Raw genomic sequence first — 24,568 nt, forward strand, 5'->3', positions numbered from 1 at the left:
TGGTTTGGACTAACGGGAAGGTGAAGCGGAAGGTGAAGCGGAATCAGTGACTCTCGTACGCGCCGGCGATGTAGACGACGGTGAGGATCATGAAGATGAAGGCCTGCAGCAGCACGATCAGGATGTGGAACAGCGCCCAGGCGATGTTGAACACCACGCCCGGCACGAACATCAGCAGACTGCCGCCCAGCAGGCCGGCGATCAGCATGAAGACCAGCTCGCCGCCGTACATGTTGCCGAACAGTCGCATTGCCAGGCTGACCGGCTTGACGAGGTATTCGATGACGTTGAGGCCGAGGTTCGCCGGGGCCAGCGCGATCTTGGCGCCGGCACTGTGCGCGTGGAACGGCGCGGTCAGCAGTTCCTTGCCGAAGCCGAAGCCGCCCTTGGCCTTGATCGAATGACCCAGGATGAGGAAGAACACCACCACCGACAGGGCGAGCGTGGTGTTGAGATCGGCCGTCGGAACCCAGCGGAAGTAGGTGTGGTGCGCAGCCTCCGCGCCGGCGGCCAGCTTGACGGCCGTGTACGGCGCATCCAGCGGCAGCAGGTCCATCGCGTTCATCAGCACGACCCACATGAAGATCGTCAGCGCCAGCGGCGTGATCGAACGACGGTCGCCGTGGAAGCTGTCCTTCACCTGGCCGTCGATGAACTCCAGGATGAGTTCGACGAAGGCCTGGCCCTTGGACGGCACACCTGCAGTGGCCTTGCGCGCGAAGAACGCGAACCAGGCGATGAAGATGAGACCCAGCACCAGCGACACCGCCCAGGTGTCGATATGGAACGCACCGCCGAACAGATCGATCGTGTTCTGCTGGAGGTGATGCTGGATGTATTCGTTCAGGCCGCCCGAACCGGTCTGTTCGCTCACGAAAGACACCTTATCGTTTCAAAAGATTGGCCAGCACGAATGCAAGCGTCGCCGCAAGCACTCCCACCAGCATCGGCAATGGCGGCAGCTTGAACCCGGCCAGGCCGAGCGTTAAAACTGCAAACACCACCACCCACTTCAACATCACCCCGGCCAGAAGCCGCCCCATCGCCATGCCGGCCGGCTGGATGCCGCCGCCCAAGGCCAATAGGGCCGCCACCACCCCACCCGCAACGATCGCGCCACCGCCGACCGCCGCCGCCAGCGCCTGAGGCGCCCCGAGGGGGAGGAAGGCCAGCGCGACCAGCGCTGCCGCGCCGGCCTGCCAGGCAGTCGCGCGCGACGCCAGCCGGCGACCTGCGGACAAGGGATCGTGCACGCGGGACTCGTCGGTCTGGGGCAGGCGCAAAGCGCCCGGTAGAGCCGCAAAAGTATAAAGGGAGCCTTAAGTCCGGGCAACCGGCAGGGGTCACGGTTAGCCGATTCAGGGCGTGCCCGCAGTTTTGGAGGCTTCCGGAAAGAAGTTTCTGACGATAGACGCAAGCTATCGAGCAAGCCGGAACATTCGATTGGACCCGCCAGGTCGAGTCTCCATAATGAGAACCACTCTCACTTGAGGACTCCGCCATGGCCAAGACCTTCAGCTTCGCCGCCGTCCATTTCAGCGTCGCCTTCACGATCGGCTACCTGATGACCGGCAGCGTATGGGTCGGCGGCGCCCTCGCCCTGGTCGAACCGGCCTGCAACACCGTCGCGTTCCATTTCCACGAGAAGGTGTGGAAGCGCATCGAGGCGCGGCGCCAGCGCGGGCTCCCGGGCCAGGACACGGTCACCGCCTGATTTTCGCCGCGAAGGCACGGAACCTTTCGGCGAACCGCCGGTCCCACCTCACGATCGCCCACCGACGCTTACCTCCTCGTCAACGGTTGTCGTGTTGGGCACTCCGAAGCCCCGGCGCATGCCGGGGCTTCTCCTTTTGCTCGATCCGATCGCACGCACCGCACTCGCGCACAGCGCAGTCGAGTTCACGACATCGCAAACGAAAACAGGCGCGGGGATCCGCGCCTGTTCCGTTCGTGCCGCGCGAAGCGGACGACTTACTTCTTCTTCGGAATGTAAAGGTCCGTGATCGTGCCCTCGTACACCTCGGCGGCCATTGCCACGGTCTCGCTGAGGGTCGGGTGCGGGTGGATCGTGTGGCCGATGTCGCCCGCTTCGGCGCCCATCTCGATGGCCAGCGCCACTTCGCTGATCAGGTCGCCCGCGTGCACGCCGACGATACCGCCGCCGATGATGCGGTGCGTCTTCTCGTCGAAGATGAGCTTGGTCGTGCCTTCGCCGCGGCCGATGCCGACCGCACGCGCGGAGGCCGCCCACGGGAACTTGCCCACGCCCACGTGCAGGCCCTTGGCCTTGGCTTCGGTTTCGGTGACACCGACCCAGGCGATTTCCGGATCGGTGTAGGCCACCGACGGCACCACGCGCGCAACCCACTCACGCTTCTCGCCCGCCGCAACTTCCGCCGCCAGCTTGCCTTCGTGCGTGGCCTTGTGCGCCAGCATCGGCTGGCCGACGAGGTCGCCGATGGCGAAGATGTGCGGGACGTTGGTGCGCATCTGGCGATCGACCGGAATGAAGCCGCGCTCGGTCACCTGCACGCCGGCCTTGTCGGCGTCGAGCTTGTTGCCGTTCGGCGCGCGACCCACGGCGACCAGCACGCGATCCCACGTGCCTGCCTCCAGGCCCGGCGTGGCGCCGGCTTCGGCAGCCTCGAACGCAACTCGGATGCCGTCCTTCGCCGCTTCGACCTTCGCCGCCTTGGTCTTCAGGTGCACCACGACGCCCTGCTTCTTCAGGCGATCGGCCAGCGGCTTCACCAGGTCCTTGTCGGCGCCCGGCATCAGTTGGTCCATGAACTCCACGACCGTGACTTCGCTGCCCAGCGCCTTGAACACCGTCGCCATTTCCAGGCCGATGATGCCGCCGCCGACGACGAGGAGCTTCTTCGGAATCTCCGCCAGTTCCAGCGCGTCGGTGGAATCCATCACGCGCGGGTCGTCCCACGGGAAGTTCGGCAGCTTCACCGCCTGCGAACCGGCCGCGATGATGCACTGCTCGAAGCGCAGCAGCGTCGTCTTGCCGTCGTCGCCGGCGATCTCCAGCTCGTTGGGCGAAACGAATCGACCAACGCCTTGTACGGTGCGCACCTTGCGCTGCTTGGCCATGCCCGCCAGGCCCTTGGTGAACTGGTTGACGACCTTGTTCTGTTTGAAGTCGCGCAGCTTGTCGAGGTCGATCTTCGGCTTGTCGAAGCTGATGCCGATGTCGGACGAATGCGCGGCTTCCTCGATCAGCGCCGCCGCGTGCAGCAGCGCCTTGGACGGAATGCAGCCCACGTTGAGGCAGACGCCGCCGAGGCTGGCGTAACGCTCCACGAGCACCGTGTCGAGGCCGAGGTCGGCCGCGCGGAACGCGGCGGTGTAACCACCGGGGCCGGAACCGAGCACGACGATGCGGCATTCCACGTCGGCCTTGCGACCGGTGCCGAGCGCAGGCTTGGGCGCTTCGCTGGCCGGTGCGGCGGGCGACGGCGCGACCGGCGGCTTCGCCGTTTCCGGCGCAGGCGCGGCGGCCGGCGCGGGCGGCTGCGCCTTGGGCGCGGCGGCTTCGCCGGCGCCTTCCAGGATCGCGATCACGGCGCCTTCGGCCACCTTGTCGCCGATCTTCACCTTGATTTCCTTCACCACGCCGTCGGCCGACGAAGGCACTTCCATCGTCGCCTTGTCCGATTCCAGCGTGACCAGGCCCTGGTCCTTCTTCACCGTGTCGCCGACGGCGACCAGCAATTCGATCACCGGTACGCCGTCGTAGTCGCCGATGTCCGGCACCTTGACTTCAATGGTCGCCATTGTGGGGTTCTCCTGCAGCTCAGCCGGTGGCGCCGGCGAGCGTCTGTTCCAGTTTGTCCAGCGATTCTTCGAGTTCGCGCCAACGCTTGAAGCGCTTCTCGTCGCTGGCATCGGTCGCCTCGATCATCAGGCCGACCTGCTCCATCATTTCCGCGACCGGGCCGCAGCCGGGCTGCAATCCGCTCACGCGCAGCGGTTGGCCCGCGGCGGTGTCGTCCACGACGAAGAGCAGCACTTCGCCTTCGTGGAAGTCGGCGTTGCGATCGGCCGGAACCTGTGCGTTCAGTGCGCGCTGCCAATCGGCGAGCACGCGACGCGCGAGCGCTGCCGGCATCGGCACTTCCACCACGTCGGGTTGCTGGCCCACGCGCAGTTCGCGCTTGCCGCCGCTCCACACGGCGACGCGTTCATCGGCTTCGGTGAAACGCAGGCGCCAATCGCCCTCGCCTTCGCCCGCGAACAGCTGCACGCCGCTCTCGACGCTGCGCGCCGGCAGGCGCGTCAGGCTGAGCACGGGCTTGTTGCCGGCGAAGAACAACTGCTCCACGGCGGAGCCGTAGTTCTCCGTCGCCGGCGGCCAGCCGCGGCCGAGGTCGACCTTGCACGCATCGTCGGCACGCGCGACGGGCGCGGCCACCAGCTGTGCCGCGAGCACTGCCGCGGCCAGGCCCAGCGCGCGCCGCGTCACAGCAGCACGCGCCGCATGTCGGCCAGCAACTGCGCCAGGTGCGCGGTGAAACGCGCGGCCGCGGCGCCGTCGATGACGCGGTGGTCGTAGCTCAGCGACAGCGGCAGGATCAGGCGCGGCGCGAACTGCTTGCCGTCCCACACCGGACGGATCGCCGACTTGGACACGCCAAGGATCGCGACTTCCGGTGCATTCACGATCGGCGTGAACTTGGTGCCGCCGATGCCGCCCAGCGAGCTGATCGAGAAGCAGCCGCCGGTCATGTCGGCCGGGCCGAGCTTGCCGTCGCGCGCCTTCTTCGCCAACTCCGAGGTTTCCTGCGCGATCTGCATCACGCCCTTCTTGTCCACATCGCGCACGACCGGCACGACCAGCCCGTTGGGCGTGTCGGCGGCGAAGCCGATGTGGAAGTACTTCTTCAGCACCAGATTCTCGCCGGTGGCGTCGAGGGAGGCGTTGAAGTTCGGGAACTTCTGCATCGCCGCGACCGAGGCCTTCATCAGGAAGGCGAGCATCGTGAGCTTCACGCCGCCCGCTCCAGAAGAGCGCGCTTCGTTTTCCTTGTTGAGCGCGACGCGCAGCTCTTCCAGGTCGGTGATGTCGGCATCGTCGTGCTGCGTGACGTGCGGGATCATCGCCCAGTTGCGCGCGAGGTTGGCGCCCGACAGCTTCTGGATGCGCGACAGCGCCTTGGTTTCGATCTCGCCGAACTTGGCGAAGTCCACCTTCGGCCACGGCAGCAGGTTGAGACCGCCGCCACCGGCGACCGGTGCAGCGCCGGCGGGCGCGGCCACGCCGCCTTCCATCACCGACTTGACGAACTTCTGCACGTCGTCCTTGGCGATACGGCCACCGCGCTCGCTGCCCGTCACCTGCGACAGGTCCACGCCGAGCTCGCGCGCGAACAGGCGCACCGCCGGGCTGGCGTAGGGCACCTTGTCGGGCATCAGTTCGGAGGAATCGAACGACACCGGCGGCGTGCGCGGCGGCATCGCCTCCGGATCGGTGCCGGGACGCGAAGCGTCGATGGATGCCTGCGCGATGCGGTCGGCCTGCTGCGGCACGACCACCGGTTCGACCTTGCTGCCGGTCTCCGCGGCGCGGACCTGCTGCGAGGGCGCGGCCGGTTCGGCGCGCGGCGGCTCGGCGGCCTTGGCCGGTGCGGCAGCGGGCTTGGGCGCTTCGGCCGCGGGTGCGGCGTCGGTCGCCTCGATCATGGCGACCACGCTGCCTTCCGATAGCTCGTCGCCGATCTTGACATTGATTTCGCGGATGACGCCGGCGAACGGCGCCGGGACTTCCAACGTCGCCTTGTCGGATTCGAGCGTGACCAGGCCCTGGTCCTGCTTGACCGTGTCGCCTACCGCGACCAGCAATTCGATCACCGGCACGCCTTCATAGTCCCCGATGTCGGGAACGCGTGCTTCTTTGAGCTCAGCCATTGTGGGGGGTCCCGCAGACGCGAAAACCCTATTGTGCTGGTTGACGGCCCATGCGCCAACCGCGTCCGCCGTACGTCACGGTATCCGACACTCAATGTGTGGTTTCGGGCCCGGCAGTGGCCCGGGCGGCCTCTTCGGCGGGGTCCGGTCCGGGGTGCGCGGGCGGGGTTGTCGGCTCGGCAGGACGGGCTTCCAGCAGGTTCAATGCCTGGCCGCCGGGCAGGCGGAATTCCAGCGCATCGTCGATCCGGTCCAGCTCGCCCATCCGTCGGCACAGGCTGTCGGCGCGCTGTTCCAGCGCACGCGCACGCGGCTGGACCCTCGCTTCGATCTGGGCATCCAAGCGTTCGAGCCGCTTGAGCCGGCTGGTGTCCCCGCTGAAAGCCGCGCCGATGGCGCCGGACACGATGTCGCCGATCATGCTGGGGATCACCTCCGACACCGCCTCGCCGATGCCCTGTCCCAGGTCGCGCGAGTTGAAGCGCGTCGCCGTCACGGATCGTGCCAGGCGTGCGTCGATCTGCGAGCGCGCGCGATCGAGTTTGAGCTGCACCGACTTGGGGTCGTTGCTGAAGCCGGCCGCCACCTCGCCCAGCACGGTGAAGGCGATGTCGGCGGCGTCGCGGCCGATGGCCTGCGCCTCGGGCATCGCGGCGCGCGCGCCGGCTTCGAAGTCGACAATGCGCTGGCGGTCGGCCTTGCCCAGTTCCACCCAGCGGTCGTCGACGAACAACCGCCCCTGGCGCATCACGATCGCTTTCGGCACGCCGGATTCGCGCGTGAGGATGACGCTGCGCTCGTCGATGGTCAGGTCGTAGTCACTGTCCATGTTGCACGACGCGTCGAGGTCGACCTCCGCCGCGAATGCGCCCTGCGCCGCGCAGGCGGCGAGCAGCAGGCACGACGCTAACAGTCGATTCATGGAGCGATCCCCCGCGGTCCGTGGCCTTCCTATCTTGCCTCGCGGGCGCGGCGATGTCCTCCACCGGCACTGCACGCTCTTTCCGCCGCGCGTGCGTGGAGCAGGCGTGAACGCATGACGCACGGGCTCAACGGCGATTCAGCTGCTGCGTGGCAGACGCGCGCACCGCCGCGAAGCACGTTCGCATCGCGAAAGTTCCGTGAGCGTGGGTTCGCGGGGCAAGAACGATTCATGCGTCGATCGCTAAGTTGGCGCCGCCTTGCGAAAGGCAGCCTCCCCCAAGGCATGCATCCAATAACGAGGAGTTCTCTCCATGCAGCATTTCCGTCAGTTGACCCTGGCCATCGTGGCCACCCTGGCCATTGCCCCGTCCGCGTTCGCACAGGACATCACCGGCCCGGACACCAGCGGCAAGCGTTTCGCCGTCGTCGGCGGCTACGCACTTTCCGAGCCGACCAAGAACCCGTCCATCGACGGCACGCGCACGAACGTCGACGGCTCCGGCGCCGCCACGCTGAGCGCCAACTACTACATCACCGACAACATCGCCGTTGAGGCGTGGGGCGCGGCCGACAAGTTCGGCAATCGCGTCAGGACGCCGAACGGCAAGATCGCCAGCGTCGACACACAGCCTTACGCGCTGAGCGGCCAGTACCACTTCGGCACCACGCAGAGCATCGCGCGCCCGTTCGTGGGCCTGGGTTACTACGAAGCCAACACCGACGGCGAGAAGGCCGAGCCGAGCGGCGCGCTCGCCGGCCAGCGCATCGGCGTGGGCACCGCGAAGGGTGCGATGGCGACCGCGGGCGTGGACGTCAACATCACCCCGACCTGGTTCGCGCGCGCCGACGTGCGCTACATGCAGGACACCACCGGCCAGCCGGACGTCACCGTGGACGGCGCGAAGGTCGGCAAGGCCGAGCTGAATCCGGTGAGCGTCGGTGTGGGCCTGGGCGCCCGCTTCTAATCACCATCGTTCCATCGACGTACGAAACGGGCCCCTCGCGGGCCCGTTTCCCGTTCGGCATCACGCATCACCACATTTCCATCACGCCGGGCCCGACCGCGTCGTTGACGCGTTCACGCGGCTATAACCGCCGACCGTTAGGGTCGCGGTGATTCCGGCAGACCACCCGCAAGGAGTTCCCGCATGACCACGAAGCTCGACAAGCCCCTGCGTCGCGAGATCCAGATCGAAGAGCGCGCCTACACCCTCACCATCGACGCCGATGGCCTGAAGCTGGTCGAGAAGGGTCGCCGCAACGGCCAGGAACTGCGCTGGGCCGACCTGGTGAGCGGAAACACGGCGCTCAACGCCGCACTGTCGGCCAGCACCGAGCGATAACCGCACCGGCCTGCGCCGGGCGGCCAGCGCACGCACGGTGAGCCCTCACCGTGCCGTGCTTCCGGGCTGCGCCCGTGCGAGCTGCTCGCCTCAGGGGTGCTCGGCTTCCACGTGCACGCGCTCGCGGCGGATCAGGTACAGGCCGCTGACCACGATGATGGCCGCGCCGATCCAGGTGATCGCATCGGGCAGCACGCCCCAGAAGGTCAGGTCGAACAGCACGCCCCACACCAGCGCGGTGTATTCCAGCGGCGCGATGGCCGAGGCCTCGCCCAGGCGGAATGCTTCGGTGATCGCGTACTGCCCCAGCGCACCGGCGACGCCGATGCCGGCGATCAGCCACAGGTCCTCGCGACGGATCGGCACCCACTCCGGCCACGCCAGCACGCCGGCGCCGATCGCGATCATCACCATCAGCCACACCATCATCGACTGCGTGCTGTCGGTGCGCGCGAGCACGCGCACGGTGATCGCGCTGATCGCATACATCACGGCCGCCACCAGCACGGCCAGCGCCGCCAGGCTGATCATGCCCTCGCCGGTGGGACGCAGCAGCACCAGCACGCCGATCAGGCCGACGGCAATGGCGGTCCATCGCCGCGGCCCGACCTTCTCGCCCAGCACCGGCACGGAGAGCGCGGTGATCAGCAGCGGCGCGACGAAGAACACCGAATAGGTCGTCGACAGCGGCAGCTTCGACACGGCGTAGATGAAGGTCGCCATCATCGCCACGCCCAGCACGCCGCGCAGCAGGTGCAGCGACCAGCGCACGCGGAACAGCGTCGCCACGCCGCCCGTCGCCAGCGCCCACACCAGCACCAGCGGCAGCGATGCGGCGCCACGCAGCGAGGCCACCTGGAACGGCGGGTAGTGCGTGGACAGCTGTTTCAGGGCCGCATCCATCATCGCGAACATCGCCACGGCGACCAGCATGGTCAGCATCGCGCGGGCCTGGTGCGGGTTGTGCGAGGGGGACATGGCGGAAATCGGCGTGGGGGGCTCGCACTATAGCGGCGCGGGCGGGATGGGCTCGCTCCGTAGCCCGGGTAAGCGAAGCACACCCGGGAGGCGCGTTACGTGCACACAAGCTCCCGGGTGCGGCCTTCGGCCTTACCCGGGCTACGCCCCTTCTCCCTCCGCGAGAAGGTGCTCGAAGCGCCTGCCCTGGACTTGATCCAGGGGCGGATGAGGGGACGCAACGTTGGGCTCGCACGCGCAGTGCAGTGAGGCACCGCCGTTTCGATGCGACCACTCCGTTGGCCCTCACCCCAACCCCTTTCCCGGTGAGAGGGGCTTTCGTCTGTGTCAGGCCACAGCCTCAGCCGTCGCGCAGGCTCGCGATGTCGATCACGAAGCGATAGCGCACGTCCGACTTCAACATGCGCTCGTAGGCTTCGTTGATCTGGTCCATGCGGATCAGTTCGATGTCGGAGGCGACACCGTGCTGCGCGCAGAAGTCGAGCATCTCCTGCGTCTCGCGGATGCCGCCGATCATCGAGCCCGCCAGGCGGCGGCGCTTGCGGATCAGCGCGCCGGCCGACACCGCCTCCGGCGCCTCCGGGATGCCGAGCAGGATCATCGTGCCGTCGAGCTTGAGCAGGTTGAGGTAGAGGTTGTAGTCGTGCTCGGCCGAAACGGTGTCGAGGATGAAGTCGAACTGGCCCGCCTTCGCCTTGAACACCTGGCCGTCGCGCGTGGCGGCGAAGTCCTGGGCGCCCAGCGCGAGCGCGTCGGCGCGCTTGGATTCGGACGTGCTCAGCACGGTGACGTGCGCGCCCATCGCCGCGGCCAGCTTGACGCCCATGTGGCCCAGTCCGCCCAGGCCCACCACCGCGACGCGGTCGCCGGGCTTCACGCCGAAGTGCTTGAGCGGCGAGTACGTGGTGATGCCCGCGCACAGCAAGGGCGCTGCGCGGTCGAGCGGAATCGACTCGGGAATGCGCAGCAGGTAGTCCGCATCCACCGTGATCTGCGTGGAATAGCCGCCGTAGGTCGGCCGGCTCTTGTCGATGCGATGGCTCTGCGGATCGCGCTCGTAGCTGTTGTACGTGCCGCTCATGCCGAAGTCGCAGTACTGCTCCTCGCCGGCGCGGCAGGACGGGCATTCGCGGCAGGAATCGACGAAACACCCAACGCCCACCACGTCGCCGACCTTGAAGGTGTCCACCTGCCCACCGACGCGTGAAATGCGGCCGACGATCTCGTGCCCCGGCACCATCGGGAAGAGCGAACCGCCCCAGCCGTCGCGCGCCTGGTGGATATCGGAGTGGCACACGCCGCAGTAGAGGATGTCGATCAGCACCTCGCGCGGACCGGGCTCGCGGCGTTCGACGGTGAACGGCGCGAGCGGCGTGGTCGCGTTGAGTGCGGCGTAGGCGGGCGTCTTGAGCATGGCGGTGGTCTCGGGGATGCGAACCCGGGCAAGTCTAGTCGCGCCCGCGTGTCCCCGCTGTGCGAGGCGTGGCCGACACCGCGTTCCACTGCTGCGGCTTCGCGCCCGCTGCGCTACTGCAGGTTCGCGTCCGCTGCGCTACGCTTTGCGCCCCCAATTCCGCCCTCCGGAGCCGGCCATGCCCTCCTTCGACATCGTCTCCGAAGTCGACAGCCACGAACTGACCAACGCCGTCGACCAGGCCAACCGCGAGCTCGGCACCCGCTTCGACTTCAAGGGCGTGGATGCGAAGTTCGTGCTGGAAGACCAGACCATCAGCCAGTCCGCGCCGAGCGAGTTCCAGCTCAAGCAGATGAACGACATCCTGCGCGCACGGCTCATCGCACGCGGCATCGACGCACGCTGCCTGGAGTTCGGCGACGTGGAGACCAACCTCGCCGGCGCGCGCCAGAAGATCACCGTGAAGCAGGGCATCGAGCGCGAACTGGCGAAGAAGATCCAGGGCGCCATCAAGGACGCCAAGCTCAAGGTCGAAAGCCAGATCAACGGCGACAAGCTGCGCGTGACCGGCAAGAAGCGCGACGACCTGCAGACCGCCATCGCGCTGCTCAAGGGCACCGAGTACGAGCGTCCGCTGCAGTTCGAAAACTTCCGCGACTGAGCCGATGTCCGCCGACGACCCCATCGCCGCGACCCGCCGCTGGCTGGAGCGCGCGGTGATCGGGCTGAACCTGTGCCCGTTCGCGAAGGCGGTGTACGTGAAGCAGCAGGTGCGCTTCGTGCTCAGCGAAGCGACGACGCCCGAGGCGCTGCTGGAGGAACTGACGGCGGAACTCGCCTTGCTGGCGCGGACCGACCCGGAGGTCACCGACACCACGCTGCTGGTCCACCCGCGCGTGCTGACGGACTTCCTCGACTACAACGATTTCCTCGACCGCGCCGATGCGGCGGTGGCGGCGCTGGACCTGGAGGGCGAACTCCAGGTCGCCAGCTTCCATCCGGATTACCGGTTCGCCGGCACCGCGCCGGACGACATGGGCAACTTCACCAACCGCGCGCCGTTCCCCACGCTGCACCTGCTGCGCGAGGCGAGCATCGATCGCGCGGTGGCGGCGTTTCCCGATCCGGAGGTGATCGTGGAGCGGAATATCGCGGCGCTGGAGAAGCTGGGGCCGGAGGGGTGGGATGAGTTGATGCGCTGAGCATTCCCCTCAAGCGCCAAGGATTTCCTGCCCTTCCCTTCTCCCACCGGGAGAAGGTGCCCGAAGGGCGGATGAGGGGCAACGAAGTGTCACGCGATGGCCGCGCAGTGCGGTGAGGCACTCAACGGTGCTACGCAATGACTTCGTTCCCCCTCACCCCAACCCCTCTCCCGTCGGGAGAGGGGCTTCAAACCTCCCGCTGTGCGAGGCGCTCAAGCTCCCGATGGGAGAGAGGCCTTCAGCGCCGGCTCGATCAACGCCCGCGCCTGCACCAGCGAATCGACGATGCGATGGCCCAGCGCGCGCACCGCATCGTCCGGGATCACCAGGTCCGGCACCTGGATCGGCGTCATCCCCGCCGCGAGCGCCGCGCGCACGCCCGGCACGGAATCCTCCAGCACGATGCAATACGACGGCGCGACGCCCAGACGCTGCGCCGCCAACAGGTAGATGTCCGGCGCGGGCTTGGAATGCTGGACCTCGTTGCCGGCGATGACGTCGTCGAAATGCGGCAGCAGCCCGGTCGATTCCAGCTTCTGCAGCGCGCGCGGGCGGCGCGTGGACGTGACCACCGCGCGCGGGATGCCCCGCGCCTTCAGCAGCGCCAGCAGTTCGAGCACGCCCGTCTTCAGCGGCAACCCCGCGTCCACGCGCGCGTCGTAGCGCCGCTGCAGGCCGTGCAGCAGCGCCTGGACCGTGTCCTCGTCGCCCAGCCGCTGGCGCAGCAGATCGTGGCAGGCGCGGTCGGACAGCCCGACGAACGACAGCCACAGCGCGTCGTCCAACGCCAGTTCCAGTTCCAGCGCCGCCTCGCGCCAGCATTCCAGCAGCGCGCGTTCGCTTTCGATCATCAGCCCGTCCATGTCGAACAGGACCGCGACGGGCGTGAAGTCCACCGGCGCGAGCAGGCTCATGCCTCTGCCCCAAACAGCGTGTCGAGGTCGGCGGCGTCGAGCAGCCGCCACTTTCCGGCGGGCAGATCGCCCAGCCCGAGTCCGCCGATGCGGCTGCGATGCAGCGCATCGACGTGGTTGCCCATCGCGGCGAACATGCGCCGCACCTGGTGATAGCGGCCTTCGGTGAGCGTGAGCGCGGCATGGCGCGGATCGCGAACCTCCAGCGCGGCGGGCGCGAGCGGCGTGGTTTCGTTCTCCAGCAGCAGCGTGCCGCTGGCGAACACCGCGCCCTCGTCGCCGCGCAGGTCCTGCGCGAGCGTGGCCTCGTACACCTTCGCCAGCTTCGCTTTCGGCGAGACGATGCGGTGCAGCAGCGCGCCGTCGTCGGTCATCAACAGCAGGCCGCTGGTGTCGCGATCGAGCCGGCCCACGCTGGACAGCAGCGGCGAGCGCAAGCGAAAGCGCGCCGGCAGCAGGTCGTAGATGATCCGGCCCGGGTCCTTGGTGGAGCAGGTGTAGCCGACCGGCTTGTGCAGCATCAGCGTCAGGCCGGCCGGCGGGTCCAGCGGCTCGCCGTCGATGCGGATGGCCTCGTGCGGCACTTTGTCGTCGGCATACAGCACCTCGCCCTGCGGATCGGTGATGCGCCCTTCGCGGAACATCGCCGTCACGTCCCTGCGGCTGCCGTAGCCGAGATTGGCGATGAGTTTGACCAGCTTCATTGCGTGTCCTCTTGCTTCGTCACTGCCGTCCGCGGCGCGGTGCTTCGGGCGTGCGCCGGGCAGGCGTCTGCGCAACCCGCGCCTTCTCGCCTTCAACGATCTTGAATCCCCCCGCCTGCGCCACCGTGCGCACGCGACCGAAGTGCGCGTCGAGTTCGGCCTCGTACGGCAGATGCCGGTTCGCCACCAGCCACAGGCGACCGCCGGGCTTGAGCGCCTGCGCGGCGACGGCGATGAAACGTCGGCCGATATCGGGCCGGTCACCGCGACCCTGCGCGTGAAACGGCGGATTGCAGACGATCACGTCGAACGGTCCGTCGACGCCGCGCGTCACATCGTGCCAGTGGAACCCCAGCGCGACGCGATCGGCGAATGCCGCGAGGTTCTCGCGCGCCAGGTCCAGCGCGCGGCGCTCGGCTTCGTAGAGATCCAGCGCCACGATGCCGGGACAACGCGACAGCAGCTCGGTCGACAGGTAGCCATAGCCGGCACCGAAATCGGCCGCATGGCCGGACAGGTCGGCAGGCAGATGCTCCACGAGCAGCCGTGATGCGCCGTCGATGCGGTCCCAGGCGAACACGCCCGGACGACTGACGAAGCGGCCCTGCTCGATGCGTCGCGGTGCGTCGGCCTTCGCCCACTGCACGGCGAGCGCTTCGTCCGCCGGTCCGTCGAGCGGCGCCGTCCAGAACACGCGGCACTTGTTCTTCGACAGGCTCGACACCGAACCGGCGATGCGCGCCAGGTCGGCCTCGCCCGACTTCGCGCCTTCGTTGTTGGGCAGGCACGCCACCACGCGGCCGCCGGGCGCGCAACGCGCAACGGCGCGGGCGAACAGCGCACGCGCCTCGTCGCGCTGACGCGGCGGCAGCACGAGCACCAGCGCATGGCGCCGTTCGTCGTCTTCATCCGCCAGGGACAGGCCGGAGCGTTCCAGCGCCTGCGCTTCGGGCCGGAAGCTCTGCTCGCACACCAGCCCGGGCCAGGCGCGCTGGTGCAACGGCCAGCCGTCGCGCGCACGCAGGAACAGCGCGCCGCCGGGCGTTTCGGGTGACGGCCACGCGAGCGGGCCGTCGATGAACGGCAGGAACAGGGTTTCCAGTGCAGCGTCGTCTTCGGCGCGCATGGGCAGGTCCACGGTGTGATCGGCGTCAATTCTACCTTTGCCGGATGCCGCGCCTGCGCGCTTTGCGTCGCGACTTCATGCCGAATCAACGCCTTGCAGGCGACGATCACGGCTGAGCTCAGAAGGAGAATCGCGATGCGCGCCCTCTTCGTCGGCGGTACGGTCGACAACAGCGAACTCGACCTGGACGGCGCCGAGCCGCCCCTGCACTACCCCGAGAACACCGGCGGCGGACGCCCGCGCTACCGGCTGCACCAGATCGGCATGCGCGACGGCGAGATCGCCTACGCCGTCTACGGCGCGCCCGACCTGGCGAACGAGGAAGTCGATCGCGTCATCGGCGAACGCGACTACGCGAGGCGTTTCAGCGCGCGTCCGCAGGCGGTGATGTAAGGCCACGGCGCGGCTTACTGCGCGGTTCGGAGGGCACCGGGCGAGAGGAGGGGGGTGAGGCGCGACAGCGCCGAGCTCGCCGCGATGCGGCTTCGCTACCCCTCCCCAACCCTCCCCTGCAAGCAGGGGAGGGAGTATCCGGTGCGCTTCATCACTGCAACTCGCGCAGCGTCACCGACGGCGGCGCATCCAGCACGCGCCGCGTCGCGAACAACCCTGCAAGCAACGCCGCCACCACGCCCAGCGCCGCGCCGACCGCGGCCATGCGCCAATCCGCTTCCCACGGCAGGTCGAACACCTGCGTGGCGACCACGCCCGCGAGCACCGACGCCGCAATCGCCGCCGTCAGCCCCGCCAGCAGCCCAATGGCCGCGAACTCCGACGCCTGCGCCAGTCGCAGCTGCCGTCGGCTGCCGCCGATGGCGCGCATGACGCCACCTTCCAGCAGGCGCTCGTCCTGGCTCGCGCTCACCGCGGCCATCAGCACCAGCAGGCCGGCGACCAGCGAGAAGTAGAAGACCACTTCGACCACCGTCGACACCTGGTCCGCCGTGCTGCGCACCTGCTTGAGCACCGCGTCGATGTCGACCACCGACAGGTTCGGGAAGCGCTCCACCAGATCGGCGGTGAAGCGCGTGCGCTGCGGCGGCACGCTCACTGCCGTGATGTGGCTGGCCGGGAAACCGTCGAGCGAACCGGGCGATGCGATCACGAAGAAGTTCGGACGGAAGCTCTCCCAGTCCACGCTGCGCAGGCTGGTGATGGTGGCCTCGAAACGCTGGCCGGCGATGTCGAAGGCGATGCGGTCGCCGATCTTCCAGCCCAGGCGCTTGGCGAATTCCTCCTCGACCGACGCCTCGGGCTTGGCGGGCTTGCCGGTCCAGAAGGTTCCTTCGGTGACGCGGTTGTCGTCGCGCAGGTGATCGGCCACCGAGAGGTTGAACTCGCGTTCGGCCAGGCGTTGCGCGCGCTCGCCCTGTTCGACGTAATCCTTGCCGGTGACGGGCTTGCCGTCGTGCTCGATGAGCCGTCCGCGGATCATCGGGTACAGCGTCGGCGCGGCCACGCCCTGTTCGGCGACGAACGCACGCACCGCGTCGACCTGGTCGTCCTGCACGTTGACGATGAAGCGGTTCGGCGCGTCCGCGGCCAGCGCGAGCTGCCAGCGGTCCAGCAAATCGGTGCGCACGAAGGTCAGCAGCAGCAACGCCATCAAGCCCAGTCCGAGCGCGGACACCTGCGCGATGCTCGCGCCGGCGCGACGGCTCACGTTCGCCAGTCCGTAACGCAGGCTGCCGCGCAGGCGCGAGCGCACGCGCCGCACCAGCACGATCATTCCCCAGGCCAGCAGCGCGAGCACCGCCAGCGTGGCGATGATGCCCAGCAGCATCGAAATGCCCAGCGCCGCCGAACCGGCCTTCCACCACAGCAGCGCCGCCAGACCGACAAAGCCCGCGACGGCCACCAGCCATGCGCTCGGCTCGGTGGGATCCAGGTCGCGACGCAGCACGCGCAGCGCGGGCACGCGCCGCAGCGCCAGCACCGGCGGCGCACCGAAGGCCATCAGCACCACCAGCCCGACGCCGTAGCCTTGCAACGCCGGCAGCCAGCCCGCGGGCGGGATCGACAGCTTCAGCGCCTGCGCCAGCCATCCGCCGATCGCCCACTGCAGCGCGAACGCAAGCAGCACGCCGACGGTGCTGGCGATCACGCCCAGCATCAGCAGCTCGCCCACCTGGATCACGACCAGCGTGCGCTGACTGGCGCCCAGGCAGCGCATCACTGCGGTGCCGGACAGGTGCCGTTCGCTGTGGCGACGCGCCGCCATCGCCACGGCGACCGCGGCCAGCACCACCGACACCAGCGCGGCCAGGCCGAGGAAACGGCCGGCGCGATCGAGCGCGGAACGGATTTCCGGGCGCGCGTCGGAGATCGTCTCCAGCCGCTGCCCGCGCGCGAGTTCCGCCCGCGCGGTATTCACGAACGTCTCCACCGCCGCCGCCGGGCCCGCGACGACGAGGCGATAGCGGATGCGGCTGCCTTCCTGCACCAGTCCGGTGGACGGCACATCGCCGAGGTTGAGGAAGACTTTGGGCGCGACGTTGAAGTAATCCAGCGCGGCGTCGGGCTCCTGCACCACCAGGGCGGCCAGTCGCAGGCGCGCGTCGCCCAGCGCGATCTCGTCGCCGAGCTTCGCGCCGAGCGTGTCGGCGCCGGCGCGGCTCATCCAGACCGTACCGCGCGCGGGCACGCCGGGCGCATCGCGCTCCACACCGTCGGGGCCGGAGATCCGGAAGGCACCGCGCAGCGGGAAGCCCTCGCCGAGCGCGCGCAGGTCGCCCAGTTGCAGGCGCTCGCCGACGCGGATCATCGTCTGCAATTCGATGGTCTGCGTGCGCTGCAACGCCTGCGCATTCGCCGCTTCGAGCACCGCGCCGGTGATGGGCGAATCGCCGCGCACCACCGCATCGCCACCGAGCAGACGGTTGGCCTCGATCGCCAGCGCGCGCTCGGCGCGGTCGGTGACGAAGCCCACGGCCGTCACCGCGAGCACCGCCAGCACCAGCGCGGCGATCAGGATGCGTACGTCGCCGGCCGCCAGGTCGCGGCGCAACTGGCGCCAGGCGAGCGCGAACGCGCCGGTTCCCGGCCGCCTCATGACGCCACCAGGTGGCCGCTGTCCAGTCGCAGCAGGCGGCTGCAGCGCGAGGCCAGGTGTTCGTCGTGCGTGACCAGCACCAGCGTGGTGCCGGCGTGCGCGTTCAGTTCGAACAGCAGTTCGATGATCGCCTGGCCGGTGTGCGTGTCGAGGTTGCCGGTGGGTTCATCGGCGAACAACAGCGAAGGGCGCGTGACGAACGCGCGCGCAAGGGCGACGCGCTGCTGCTCGCCGCCCGACAGCTGGCGCGGGTAATGGCCCAGGCGCTCGCGCAGGCCCACCTGCTCCAGGATCGCGCGCGCAGGCGCATCCACCTCGCGATCGCCGCGCAGTTCCAGCGGAAGCATCACGTTTTCCAGTGCGGTCAGCGAGGGCAGCAGCTGGAAGTTCTGGAACACGAAGCCGACCTTCTCGCCGCGCACGCGCGCACGGCCGTCCTCGTCGAGCGTGGACAGGGTTTCGCCGTCCAGCACGACGCGCCCGCTGCTGGGCGTATCGAGCCCGGCGAGCAGCGACAGCAACGTGCTCTTGCCCGAACCGGACGCGCCCACGATCGCCACCGTGTCGCCGGGCGCGATGTCGAAGCCCACCCCATCGAGGATGGTCAGCTCGCCCGAAGGCAGCATCACGCGCTTGCCCAGGCCCGCCACCTGAAGGGCGGCTTGGGCCTGCGTGCGCGGGGCGATGGAATCGGCCATGTTCGTCCTTATGCTCTTGTCGTTCATCGTCATAGTCGGGAGCGAGGATTAAATGATCTTTAAGAACCCGTACCGGGGAAGCCGGACCTTCACGTCGCTTCGCGCCTCGCGCCCGTCTTACATGGGTTATGCGGCCGCGCGAGGCCCCCTGCAATGTGCCATCGGCTGGGTCGCGGCCGCGTGGCTGATACTGGCGCTCGCGCTGCCGGCCGCCGCACAGACCGCCGCGAAGGCGGCCCCGGCGGCGAAGCCCGCGCGCACGGTGCTGGTGATGGGCGATTCGCTCTCGGCCGGCTACGGCCTTGCGGCCTCGCAGGGTTGGGTGTCGCTCACGGCCGACCGCGTCGCCAAGACGAAGTCGGGTTGGCGCGTGGTGAACGCGAGCATCAGCGGCGAGACCACCGCCGGTGGCGCATCGCGCATCGACGGCGAGATCAAGCGCAACAAGCCCGCGGTGGTGGTGATCGAACTGGGCGCGAACGACGGCCTGCGCGGACTGCCGCTGGCGCAATCGCGCGCGAACCTGGACCGGATGATCCGTGCATCGAAGGCGGCGGGTGCGAAGGTGCTGTTGATCGGCATGCGCATGCCGCCCAACCTGGGACGCGAGTACACGCAGGGTTTCAGCGACAACTTCGCCGCGCTGGCGAAACAGCACGGCATCGCGTTCGTGCCGTTCCTGCTGGAACCCATCGCGCTGGACCGCAACGCGTTCCAGGACGACAACCTGCATCCGGTCGCGAACGCGCAACCGAAGTTGCGCGATCACGTGTGGACGCAACTGGCACCGCTGCTGCAATGACATCGCGATGCGCGACGACCGTTCGTTTCCCGACGAACGGTCTTGCTTTCGTTTTTTGCAGCGCGTAACGTGCGCGCCCTTCGTTCCACACAACTTCATTCGGTCCGCACCTTCCCATGAACTTCATCGCCGACAACGCCAAGCACCACGCACTGCAGCCAGCGAGCTGTGGGCTGTGCGCGTTCGCGCCGACGAAGCGACTGCGCGACGAATCCATCGATATCGGCTGACCTCCTGCACGCGGGAGGTCGGTCACCCCGACTTCCCGAGGCAACGCGAACGCCCTCGGGTTCACCACCCGGGGGCGTTTTGTTTCCGGCGTTCGCAAAGGAAACGCATACGAACAACGCGAGTGCATCGCGCCATCCCGAAGCATCCGGAGCAATGCTGGTTCCGATGGAGGGAACGTCACCGAGCGCTTCGAGCGCTGCGCCTGGATGCTTCGGCGCGGGCGGCGGCACGCTGCATTCGCACAAGGGATTGGCGTCACGACCGGCGTTCGCGCCGGATCGCGACGCCAATGCACGGCGCATCACGCACCACATCCACAGCGGCGCAGGTTCGCGGCGGAAGCCGTGCCTGCCCGGTGCGCGCGGCTCTGTCGTGGCGCATGCCGGGGATGCGATGCAGTGCGTCGTGAGCGGACGGTAGCTCAGAGGTAAGAGCAATGGCACATGCCGTTGGTCGCCGGTTCGATTCCGGCTCGTCCACCACTGGATAGCTCAGTCGGGTAGAGCATCAGGCCAATAACCTGAGTGTCGCGGGTTCGATTCCCGCTCCAAACAACGACCTGTCACGTCGTGAAAACCGGGACGAAAGTCCCTCCAACGGAAACGCCCCTTGCGGTGTTCCTTCGCGCTTCGCCTCGTGCGTGGCGCGCAGCGGACACCGCAGCGGCAGGATCGCCGGGCCGCCGCCCTCGGGCATGCGCGCGTCGGCGGCGCTTCGTCACCGCGATGGTTGCATCGTCGCAGCGAACGGACGTCGCCTTCGTCGCCAGTGCATCGAGCGCGATGTGCTCCGCGGTTCTGGTGTCGGGGGCGTTTCCAACTTTATTTCTTTGGGAGGGGGTCGAGGCGCATCAGCGCCGAGCTCGCCGCGACGCGGCTTCACTCCCCCTCCCCAACCCTCCCCTGCAAGCAGGGGAGGGAGTTCTGATTAACGCGACGACCGATCCCTCGCGCACCAAGCGGATCGGACCATCAGAGCCAAACCAAGGAGAACTTCCGATGTTCTGGACCAAGAGGGTCGTGATCGGCGACGGCGAGCGCGGCCTGGTGTATCGCAACCGTCAATTCGAAGGCGTCATCGCGCCGGGCGTGTACAAGTGGTTCGACCCGTTCGATCGCGTCGAGGTCAAGGCGCACAACATCGCGCTGCGTGCCGAATACCTCGGCAACGACGAGAACGCGCTGATCGACGCGCTCGGCCCGCGCCTGGGCGAGACCTTCCTGCTCGCCGACATCGGCGTGGAAGAGGTCGGCCTGGTGATGAAGAACGGTCGCCTGGAGGAGATCCTCGCGCCGGGTACGCGTCGCCTGTACTGGAAGGGTCCGATCGCGGTGGAGGTACGCACGCTCGCACTCGCGGCCGAGCCGGATGTTCCGGCCGACGTCGCTTCGCGACTGCGCCAGCTCGGCGTGCTCGAGAAGGTGTCCGTCGTGCTGGCGGTGCCGGCCGAGTTCGCGGGCCTGGTGTTCGTCGACGGCAAGCTGGTGCGCGTCGTTGGCGCGGGCCAGTACGCCTTCTGGAATTTCCGGAAGAACGTCGTGGTGCAGGCGGTCGACCTGCGCGTGCAGTCGCTCGAGGTCTCGGGCCAGGAGCTGCTCACGCGCGACAAGGTCAGCCTGCGCGTGAACCTGGCCGCGAGCGTGCGCATCGTCGATCCGGTCGCCGCGATCACGCGCGTGGCCAAGTACGCCGACTACGTGTACCGCGAGCTCCAGTTCGGCCTGCGCAAGGCGGTCTCCGCCAAGACGCTGGACGAGCTGCTCGGCGACAAGGCTTCGCTCGACGCCGACATCTTCGGCTACGTGCGCGGCCGCGTGGACGAGCTGGGTGTCGAGGTGCTCGGCGTGGGCGTCAAGGACGTGATCCTGCCGGGCGAGATGAAGGAAATCCTCAACGGCGTCGTGCAGGCGGAGAAGTCGGCCCAGGCCAACGTGATCCGCCGTCGCGAGGAGGCCAACGCCACGCGTTCGCTGCTCAACACCGCCAAGCTGATCGAGGAGAGCCCGGTGCTCATGCGCCTGAAGGAGCTGGAAGCTCTGGAGAAGGTCACCGAGAAGATCGACAAGCTCACCGTGTTCGGCGGCCTGGACGGCGTCATGAAGCAGCTGGTGAGCCTGAAGCAGTAAGCTCCCGTGCGACCGGAAGGAACCGGTCGCGCGGATTTCACAGGGAAAGGAACCATGAACACGCAACACACTTCATTCGAGTTTCTCCACGCGCAGGGCGCCGCCACGCCGATCAAGGGCTGGGTGCACGGCGTGCCGGTGGAGGACCAGGCGCGGCAGCAGCTGCGCAACATCACCGCCCTGCCCTTCGTGGGGCCGTGGGTCGCGGTGATGCCGGACGTGCACCTGGGCATCGGCGCGACGGTGGGTTCGGTCGTGCCGACCAAGGGCGCGATCATTCCGGCGGCGGTCGGCGTCGACATCGGCTGCGGCATGGCCGCCGTGCGCACGACGTTGCGCGCGAACGACCTGCCGGACGACCTGTCGCTGCTGCGCAACTCCATCGAGCGCAGCATCCCGGTGGGCAACGGCCCGGGCGGCGAGCACCGTCGCATTCCCGACAGTGTCGAGACGGCGCTGGTGCGGTCGGAGCTGATGGCGCGACTGGCGAAGATCCGCGAGAAGCACCCGAAGATCCGCCCGGACAAGGTCGACAAGCAGATCGGCACGCTCGGCGGCGGCAACCACTTCATCGAGATCTGCCTGGACGAGGCCGACGCGGTGTGGGTGATGCTGCACTCCGGCTCGCGCGGCACGGGCAACCTCATCGGCACGTACTTCATCGAGCTGGCGCGTCGCCAGTTGGAGAAGCGCGTGCTGGGCTTCCACGTGCCCGATCGCGACCTCGCGTTCTTCCTGGAGGGCGAGGCGCTGTTCGACGACTACGTGGAGGCGGTGTCGTGGGCGCAGGACTACGCCCGCGCCAACCGCGAGGCGATGATGGGCCGCGTGCTGCACGAGATGCGCCACCGCCTGCCGAAGTTCCAGACCGACAGGCACGCGGTGAACTGCCACCACAACTACGTGCAGCGCGAGGACCACTTCGGCGAGTCGGTGCTGGTCACGCGCAAGGGCGCGGTGAGCGCGCGCGAGGGCGAGCTGGGGATCATTCCGGGCAGCATGGGCGCACGCAGCTTCATCGTGCGCGGCAAGGGCAACGCGGACAGCTTCCACAGCTGCAGCCACGGCGCCGGCCGCGTGATGAGCCGCACCGCCGCGCGCGCGCAGATCACGCTGAAGCAGCACCGCGAGGCCACCGCGCACGTGGAGTGCCGCAAGGACGCGGGCGTGATCGACGAGTCGCCGGCCGCGTACAAGGACATCGACGCAGTGATGGCGGCGCAGCGCGATCTGGTGGAGATCGTGCATACGCTGCGGCAGGTGGTGTGTATCAAGGGATGAGGACGGCGGGGGCTTCGGCCCCCGCCTTTTTTGTTCGCCGTTGGTCGACATTCCAGCTTGGCCGTCATGACCCGCTCAGTCGTCATCCCCGCGAAGGCGGGAATCCAACTGCCAGCGCCTTCACGCTCTTCGGAAGGCTTGGCAACGTCTGGGAATTGGATTCCCGCGTTCGCGGGAATGACGGCTTGTGGGCCATCACGCTCTTCGGAAAGTTTGCAACGCCTGGGAGTTGGATTCCCGCCTTCGCGGGAATGACGCCTTCGAACAGGCGCTCGCCAAGACTCAGGCCAGCCCCGGCGTCCCGCCCGATTCCTGGCGCATCAACCGCACCACGCCCTGCCACGCCAGCGACACCGCCAGGCAGCCGATCAACAACCCGGCCCAGTCCGCCGAAGCGGGCGACAGCTGCGGCCACAGGTCGGCGAAGGCCGGCGTCCATTGCGCGCCATAGGCCACCATCGCGCTCAGTGCCGCGAGCACGAAGGCCGCGGTAAGCGCGCGCAGCAGCCAGCGCTCCAGCAGCTCGCCCACGGCCGGCGTGCCTTCGACATGGCGGACGATCTGCGCGGTGAGGTCGTAGGGCACTGGCTCCATCGCCGGCGCGCGCAGGGCGCGTGCGATCAGGCGGTATTCGGCCAGGCGCGAATCGGCCCGGTCCAGTGGCACGCCACGGCGCTCCTGTTCCAATGCGCGCTCCTGCGCCTGCCATTCGGCCTCCAGACGCAACACATCCAGGCTGCGCCATCCGCTGCGCTCGCCGGGCGGATCGTCGGGGGTGGGTTTGCGGTCGTCAGGCGTGTTCATGCGGTCACTCCGATTCGGGCTTGCAGGCGCTCGCGTAAGCGCGCCCGGGTCCGGAACAGATGGCTCTTGATCGTACCCTCGGCGAGCCCGGTGATGCGGGCGATCTCGACGATGGGCACTTCGTCCAGGTGATACAGCGTCAGCAGCGTCCGTTGCAGCGGGGGCAGCGCTTCGATCTCTTCGTGCAGGCCGGCGGCGATCTCGGCGTCGGCGCAGGCGGTTTCCAGATCGAAGCCGTCGCTGATCTGGTCCAGCAGCGACACGCCGTCATCGTCCGGCCCGACGGGGTCGGCGATGGCGATGCGCCGTTTCTCCAGGTGCCGCTTGGCCACCGAATACGCCACCTGCCCGATCCACGACTTCAGCGCGCTCTCGCCGCGGTACTGGTGCAGGCACTGGTGCACGCGCAGGAAGGTCTCCTGGCACAGCTCGCGGGTGTCCTCGGGCTGGCGGACCATGCGCTGGATGATGTGCCAGCACAGGCCCTGGTGGTCGCGCACGAGGCGTTCGAACGCGCCGGGCACATTGCCCAGCACGGCATCGACGAGCTTGCGGTCGTCCTCGGTCACGGGTTCTCACCGGTCATGACCTTGTGGATACGTTCCGGGGCCGGATGGTTGCAACGGATCCTTCACGAATCCGATGACCGGGGCCTGCAACCGATCGCGGCCCGGCCGTATCTCCCTTCCCGAACCCACCGCAACGGCCCGAGAATCCCGCCATGCAATTCGAAATCCTCATCCCGATCACCCTGTTCATCTGCATCGCCTACACGATCAAGGTGGTGGTCGATGCCCGCACCCGCGCCAAGCTGATCGCAGGCAACGGCTCGGAGGAACTGATCCGCACGATGGTCCAGGCCGAAGCGCAGCAGCGCCGCCACACCTCGCTGCGCTGGGGCATCCTGCTGCTGTGCCTGGGCATCGGCTTCGGCATGATCGAAAGCTTCGGCTGGCGCGAGATCACGCCGGGCGTGGTCGCCGTGCTGCTCGGCGTGACCGGCGTGGGCAACCTGCTGGCCTACGCTGCGGCGCGCAAGCTGGGTTGATCGTGCGC

25 protein-coding genes and 2 tRNA genes are annotated in these 24,568 nt (G+C 68.3%); 12 read left to right on the forward strand and 15 right to left on the reverse strand.

Features of this window, described 5'->3' with window-relative positions; genetic code table 11:
• Window positions 1-43 precede the first annotated feature (43 nt).
• Both atpB and AAFF32_RS00925 read right to left on the reverse strand, forming a co-directional pair.
• Window positions 44-874 (reverse strand): F0F1 ATP synthase subunit A, encoded by an 831-nt coding sequence (gene atpB / locus AAFF32_RS00920; RefSeq protein WP_216965793.1) that lies wholly within the window; start codon window positions 872-874, stop codon window positions 44-46.
• A 10-nt stretch (window positions 875-884) separates the two neighbouring features.
• Window positions 885-1,223 (reverse strand): hypothetical protein, encoded by a 339-nt coding sequence (locus AAFF32_RS00925; RefSeq protein ID WP_216966138.1) that lies wholly within the window; start codon window positions 1,221-1,223, stop codon window positions 885-887.
• A 278-nt stretch (window positions 1,224-1,501) separates the two neighbouring features.
• Between AAFF32_RS00925 and AAFF32_RS00930 the strand changes: the two genes are divergently transcribed.
• The gene (locus AAFF32_RS00930) at window positions 1,502-1,714 is read left to right on the forward strand and encodes a DUF2061 domain-containing protein (protein ID WP_216965786.1); all 213 of its coding nucleotides are present in this window, start codon (window positions 1,502-1,504) and stop codon (window positions 1,712-1,714) included.
• A 257-nt stretch (window positions 1,715-1,971) separates the two neighbouring features.
• Here the strand turns inward: AAFF32_RS00930 and lpdA are convergent, their stop codons facing one another.
• The 4 genes from lpdA to AAFF32_RS00950 form a co-directional block, all read right to left on the reverse strand.
• Complete coding sequence (lpdA, locus tag AAFF32_RS00935; RefSeq protein WP_342316178.1) at window positions 1,972-3,783, reverse strand: dihydrolipoyl dehydrogenase; 1,812 nt, start codon at window positions 3,781-3,783, stop codon at window positions 1,972-1,974.
• A gap of 19 nt (window positions 3,784-3,802) precedes the next feature.
• Entirely contained in the window at window positions 3,803-4,471 is a 669-nt protein-coding gene (locus AAFF32_RS00940; protein ID WP_342316179.1) for a hypothetical protein, read from the reverse strand.
• Entirely contained in the window at window positions 4,468-5,913 is a 1,446-nt protein-coding gene (locus AAFF32_RS00945; protein WP_342316180.1) for a dihydrolipoyllysine-residue acetyltransferase, read from the reverse strand. Before AAFF32_RS00945 ends, AAFF32_RS00940 begins: the two co-directional genes overlap by 4 nt.
• Window positions 5,914-6,004: 91 nt before the next feature.
• On the reverse strand, window positions 6,005-6,835 hold the full coding sequence (locus AAFF32_RS00950) for a DUF2884 family protein (protein WP_342316181.1): 831 nt from the start codon (window positions 6,833-6,835) through the stop codon (window positions 6,005-6,007).
• Window positions 6,836-7,148: 313 nt separating this feature from the next.
• On the opposite strand from AAFF32_RS00950, the gene AAFF32_RS00955 reads away from it, so the two are divergent.
• Window positions 7,149-7,802, forward strand: a complete 654-nt coding sequence (locus AAFF32_RS00955; RefSeq protein ID WP_342316182.1) for an OmpW family outer membrane protein — start codon at window positions 7,149-7,151, stop codon at window positions 7,800-7,802.
• A gap of 183 nt (window positions 7,803-7,985) precedes the next feature.
• Window positions 7,986-8,180 carry a hypothetical protein gene (locus AAFF32_RS00960; RefSeq protein WP_216965776.1) on the forward strand — a complete coding sequence of 65 codons (195 nt, stop codon included), beginning with the start codon at window positions 7,986-7,988 and terminating at the stop codon, window positions 8,178-8,180.
• Window positions 8,181-8,270: 90 nt separating this feature from the next.
• Here the strand turns inward: AAFF32_RS00960 and AAFF32_RS00965 are convergent, their stop codons facing one another.
• Both AAFF32_RS00965 and AAFF32_RS00970 read right to left on the reverse strand, forming a co-directional pair.
• Window positions 8,271-9,158, reverse strand: a complete 888-nt coding sequence (locus tag AAFF32_RS00965; RefSeq protein ID WP_342316183.1) for a DMT family transporter — start codon at window positions 9,156-9,158, stop codon at window positions 8,271-8,273.
• Between the two features lie 340 nt (window positions 9,159-9,498).
• On the reverse strand, window positions 9,499-10,572 hold the full coding sequence (locus tag AAFF32_RS00970; protein WP_216965772.1) for an NAD(P)-dependent alcohol dehydrogenase: 1,074 nt from the start codon (window positions 10,570-10,572) through the stop codon (window positions 9,499-9,501).
• Between the two features lie 178 nt (window positions 10,573-10,750).
• Between AAFF32_RS00970 and AAFF32_RS00975 the strand changes: the two genes are divergently transcribed.
• Together AAFF32_RS00975 and AAFF32_RS00980 are read left to right on the forward strand one after the other, a co-directional pair.
• Window positions 10,751-11,233 (forward strand): YajQ family cyclic di-GMP-binding protein, encoded by a 483-nt coding sequence (locus AAFF32_RS00975; protein ID WP_216965770.1) that lies wholly within the window; start codon window positions 10,751-10,753, stop codon window positions 11,231-11,233.
• A 4-nt stretch (window positions 11,234-11,237) separates the two neighbouring features.
• Window positions 11,238-11,774, forward strand: coding sequence for a DUF1415 domain-containing protein (locus AAFF32_RS00980; RefSeq protein WP_342316184.1), 537 nt, complete (start codon window positions 11,238-11,240; stop codon window positions 11,772-11,774).
• A 212-nt stretch (window positions 11,775-11,986) separates the two neighbouring features.
• Here AAFF32_RS00980 and AAFF32_RS00985 read toward each other — a convergent pair whose 3' ends face one another.
• From AAFF32_RS00985 to AAFF32_RS00995, 3 genes are read right to left on the reverse strand one after another with little or no spacing between them, the layout of a single operon-like run.
• Window positions 11,987-12,688 carry an HAD family phosphatase gene (locus AAFF32_RS00985; protein WP_342316185.1) on the reverse strand — a complete coding sequence of 234 codons (702 nt, stop codon included), beginning with the start codon at window positions 12,686-12,688 and terminating at the stop codon, window positions 11,987-11,989.
• On the reverse strand, window positions 12,685-13,392 hold the full coding sequence (locus AAFF32_RS00990) for a pseudouridine synthase (protein WP_342316186.1): 708 nt from the start codon (window positions 13,390-13,392) through the stop codon (window positions 12,685-12,687). Before AAFF32_RS00990 ends, AAFF32_RS00985 begins: the two co-directional genes overlap by 4 nt.
• Window positions 13,393-13,411: 19 nt before the next feature.
• On the reverse strand, window positions 13,412-14,518 hold the full coding sequence (locus AAFF32_RS00995; RefSeq protein ID WP_342317190.1) for a class I SAM-dependent methyltransferase: 1,107 nt from the start codon (window positions 14,516-14,518) through the stop codon (window positions 13,412-13,414).
• A 135-nt stretch (window positions 14,519-14,653) separates the two neighbouring features.
• On the opposite strand from AAFF32_RS00995, the gene AAFF32_RS01000 reads away from it, so the two are divergent.
• Window positions 14,654-14,911 (forward strand): hypothetical protein, encoded by a 258-nt coding sequence (locus tag AAFF32_RS01000; RefSeq protein WP_216965762.1) that lies wholly within the window; start codon window positions 14,654-14,656, stop codon window positions 14,909-14,911.
• A 151-nt stretch (window positions 14,912-15,062) separates the two neighbouring features.
• Here AAFF32_RS01000 and AAFF32_RS01005 read toward each other — a convergent pair whose 3' ends face one another.
• A complete protein-coding gene (locus tag AAFF32_RS01005; RefSeq protein WP_342316187.1) occupies window positions 15,063-17,570 on the reverse strand; it encodes an FtsX-like permease family protein in 2,508 nt (835 codons plus the stop codon).
• Window positions 17,567-18,196 carry an ABC transporter ATP-binding protein gene (locus tag AAFF32_RS01010; protein ID WP_305799377.1) on the reverse strand — a complete coding sequence of 210 codons (630 nt, stop codon included), beginning with the start codon at window positions 18,194-18,196 and terminating at the stop codon, window positions 17,567-17,569. The genes AAFF32_RS01005 and AAFF32_RS01010 overlap by 4 nt, the downstream gene beginning before the upstream one ends.
• A 124-nt stretch (window positions 18,197-18,320) precedes the next feature.
• On the opposite strand from AAFF32_RS01010, the gene AAFF32_RS01015 reads away from it, so the two are divergent.
• The 5 genes from AAFF32_RS01015 to AAFF32_RS01035 all read left to right on the forward strand — a co-directional run bounded on the left by AAFF32_RS01015 (window position 18,321) and on the right by AAFF32_RS01035 (window position 22,708).
• Window positions 18,321-19,070 carry an arylesterase gene (locus AAFF32_RS01015; protein ID WP_342316188.1) on the forward strand — a complete coding sequence of 250 codons (750 nt, stop codon included), beginning with the start codon at window positions 18,321-18,323 and terminating at the stop codon, window positions 19,068-19,070.
• A 642-nt stretch (window positions 19,071-19,712) separates the two neighbouring features.
• Window positions 19,713-19,783 (forward strand) — tRNA-OTHER (locus AAFF32_RS01020).
• Window position 19,784: 1 nt separating this feature from the next.
• Window positions 19,785-19,852 (forward strand) — tRNA-Ile (locus AAFF32_RS01025).
• A 447-nt stretch (window positions 19,853-20,299) separates the two neighbouring features.
• The gene (locus AAFF32_RS01030; protein ID WP_342316189.1) at window positions 20,300-21,427 is read left to right on the forward strand and encodes a slipin family protein; all 1,128 of its coding nucleotides are present in this window, start codon (window positions 20,300-20,302) and stop codon (window positions 21,425-21,427) included.
• A gap of 54 nt (window positions 21,428-21,481) precedes the next feature.
• Window positions 21,482-22,708: an RtcB family protein gene (locus AAFF32_RS01035; RefSeq protein ID WP_216965754.1), complete on the forward strand. Its 1,227-nt coding sequence runs from the start codon at window positions 21,482-21,484 to the stop codon at window positions 22,706-22,708.
• A gap of 282 nt (window positions 22,709-22,990) precedes the next feature.
• Here the strand turns inward: AAFF32_RS01035 and AAFF32_RS01040 are convergent, their stop codons facing one another.
• Together AAFF32_RS01040 and AAFF32_RS01045 are read right to left on the reverse strand one after the other, a co-directional pair.
• A complete protein-coding gene (locus AAFF32_RS01040; protein WP_342316190.1) occupies window positions 22,991-23,512 on the reverse strand; it encodes a hypothetical protein in 522 nt (173 codons plus the stop codon).
• The gene (locus tag AAFF32_RS01045; RefSeq protein ID WP_342316191.1) at window positions 23,509-24,081 is read right to left on the reverse strand and encodes a sigma-70 family RNA polymerase sigma factor; all 573 of its coding nucleotides are present in this window, start codon (window positions 24,079-24,081) and stop codon (window positions 23,509-23,511) included. Before AAFF32_RS01045 ends, AAFF32_RS01040 begins: the two co-directional genes overlap by 4 nt.
• 152 nt (window positions 24,082-24,233) lie before the next feature.
• On the opposite strand from AAFF32_RS01045, the gene AAFF32_RS01050 reads away from it, so the two are divergent.
• On the forward strand, window positions 24,234-24,560 hold the full coding sequence (locus tag AAFF32_RS01050) for a DUF6249 domain-containing protein (protein WP_216965748.1): 327 nt from the start codon (window positions 24,234-24,236) through the stop codon (window positions 24,558-24,560).
• Window positions 24,561-24,568: the final 8 nt, after the last annotated feature.

The sequence above is a fragment of the Lysobacter sp. FW306-1B-D06B genome (genome assembly GCF_038446665.1).
GTDB lineage: Bacteria > Pseudomonadota > Gammaproteobacteria > Xanthomonadales > Xanthomonadaceae > Lysobacter_J.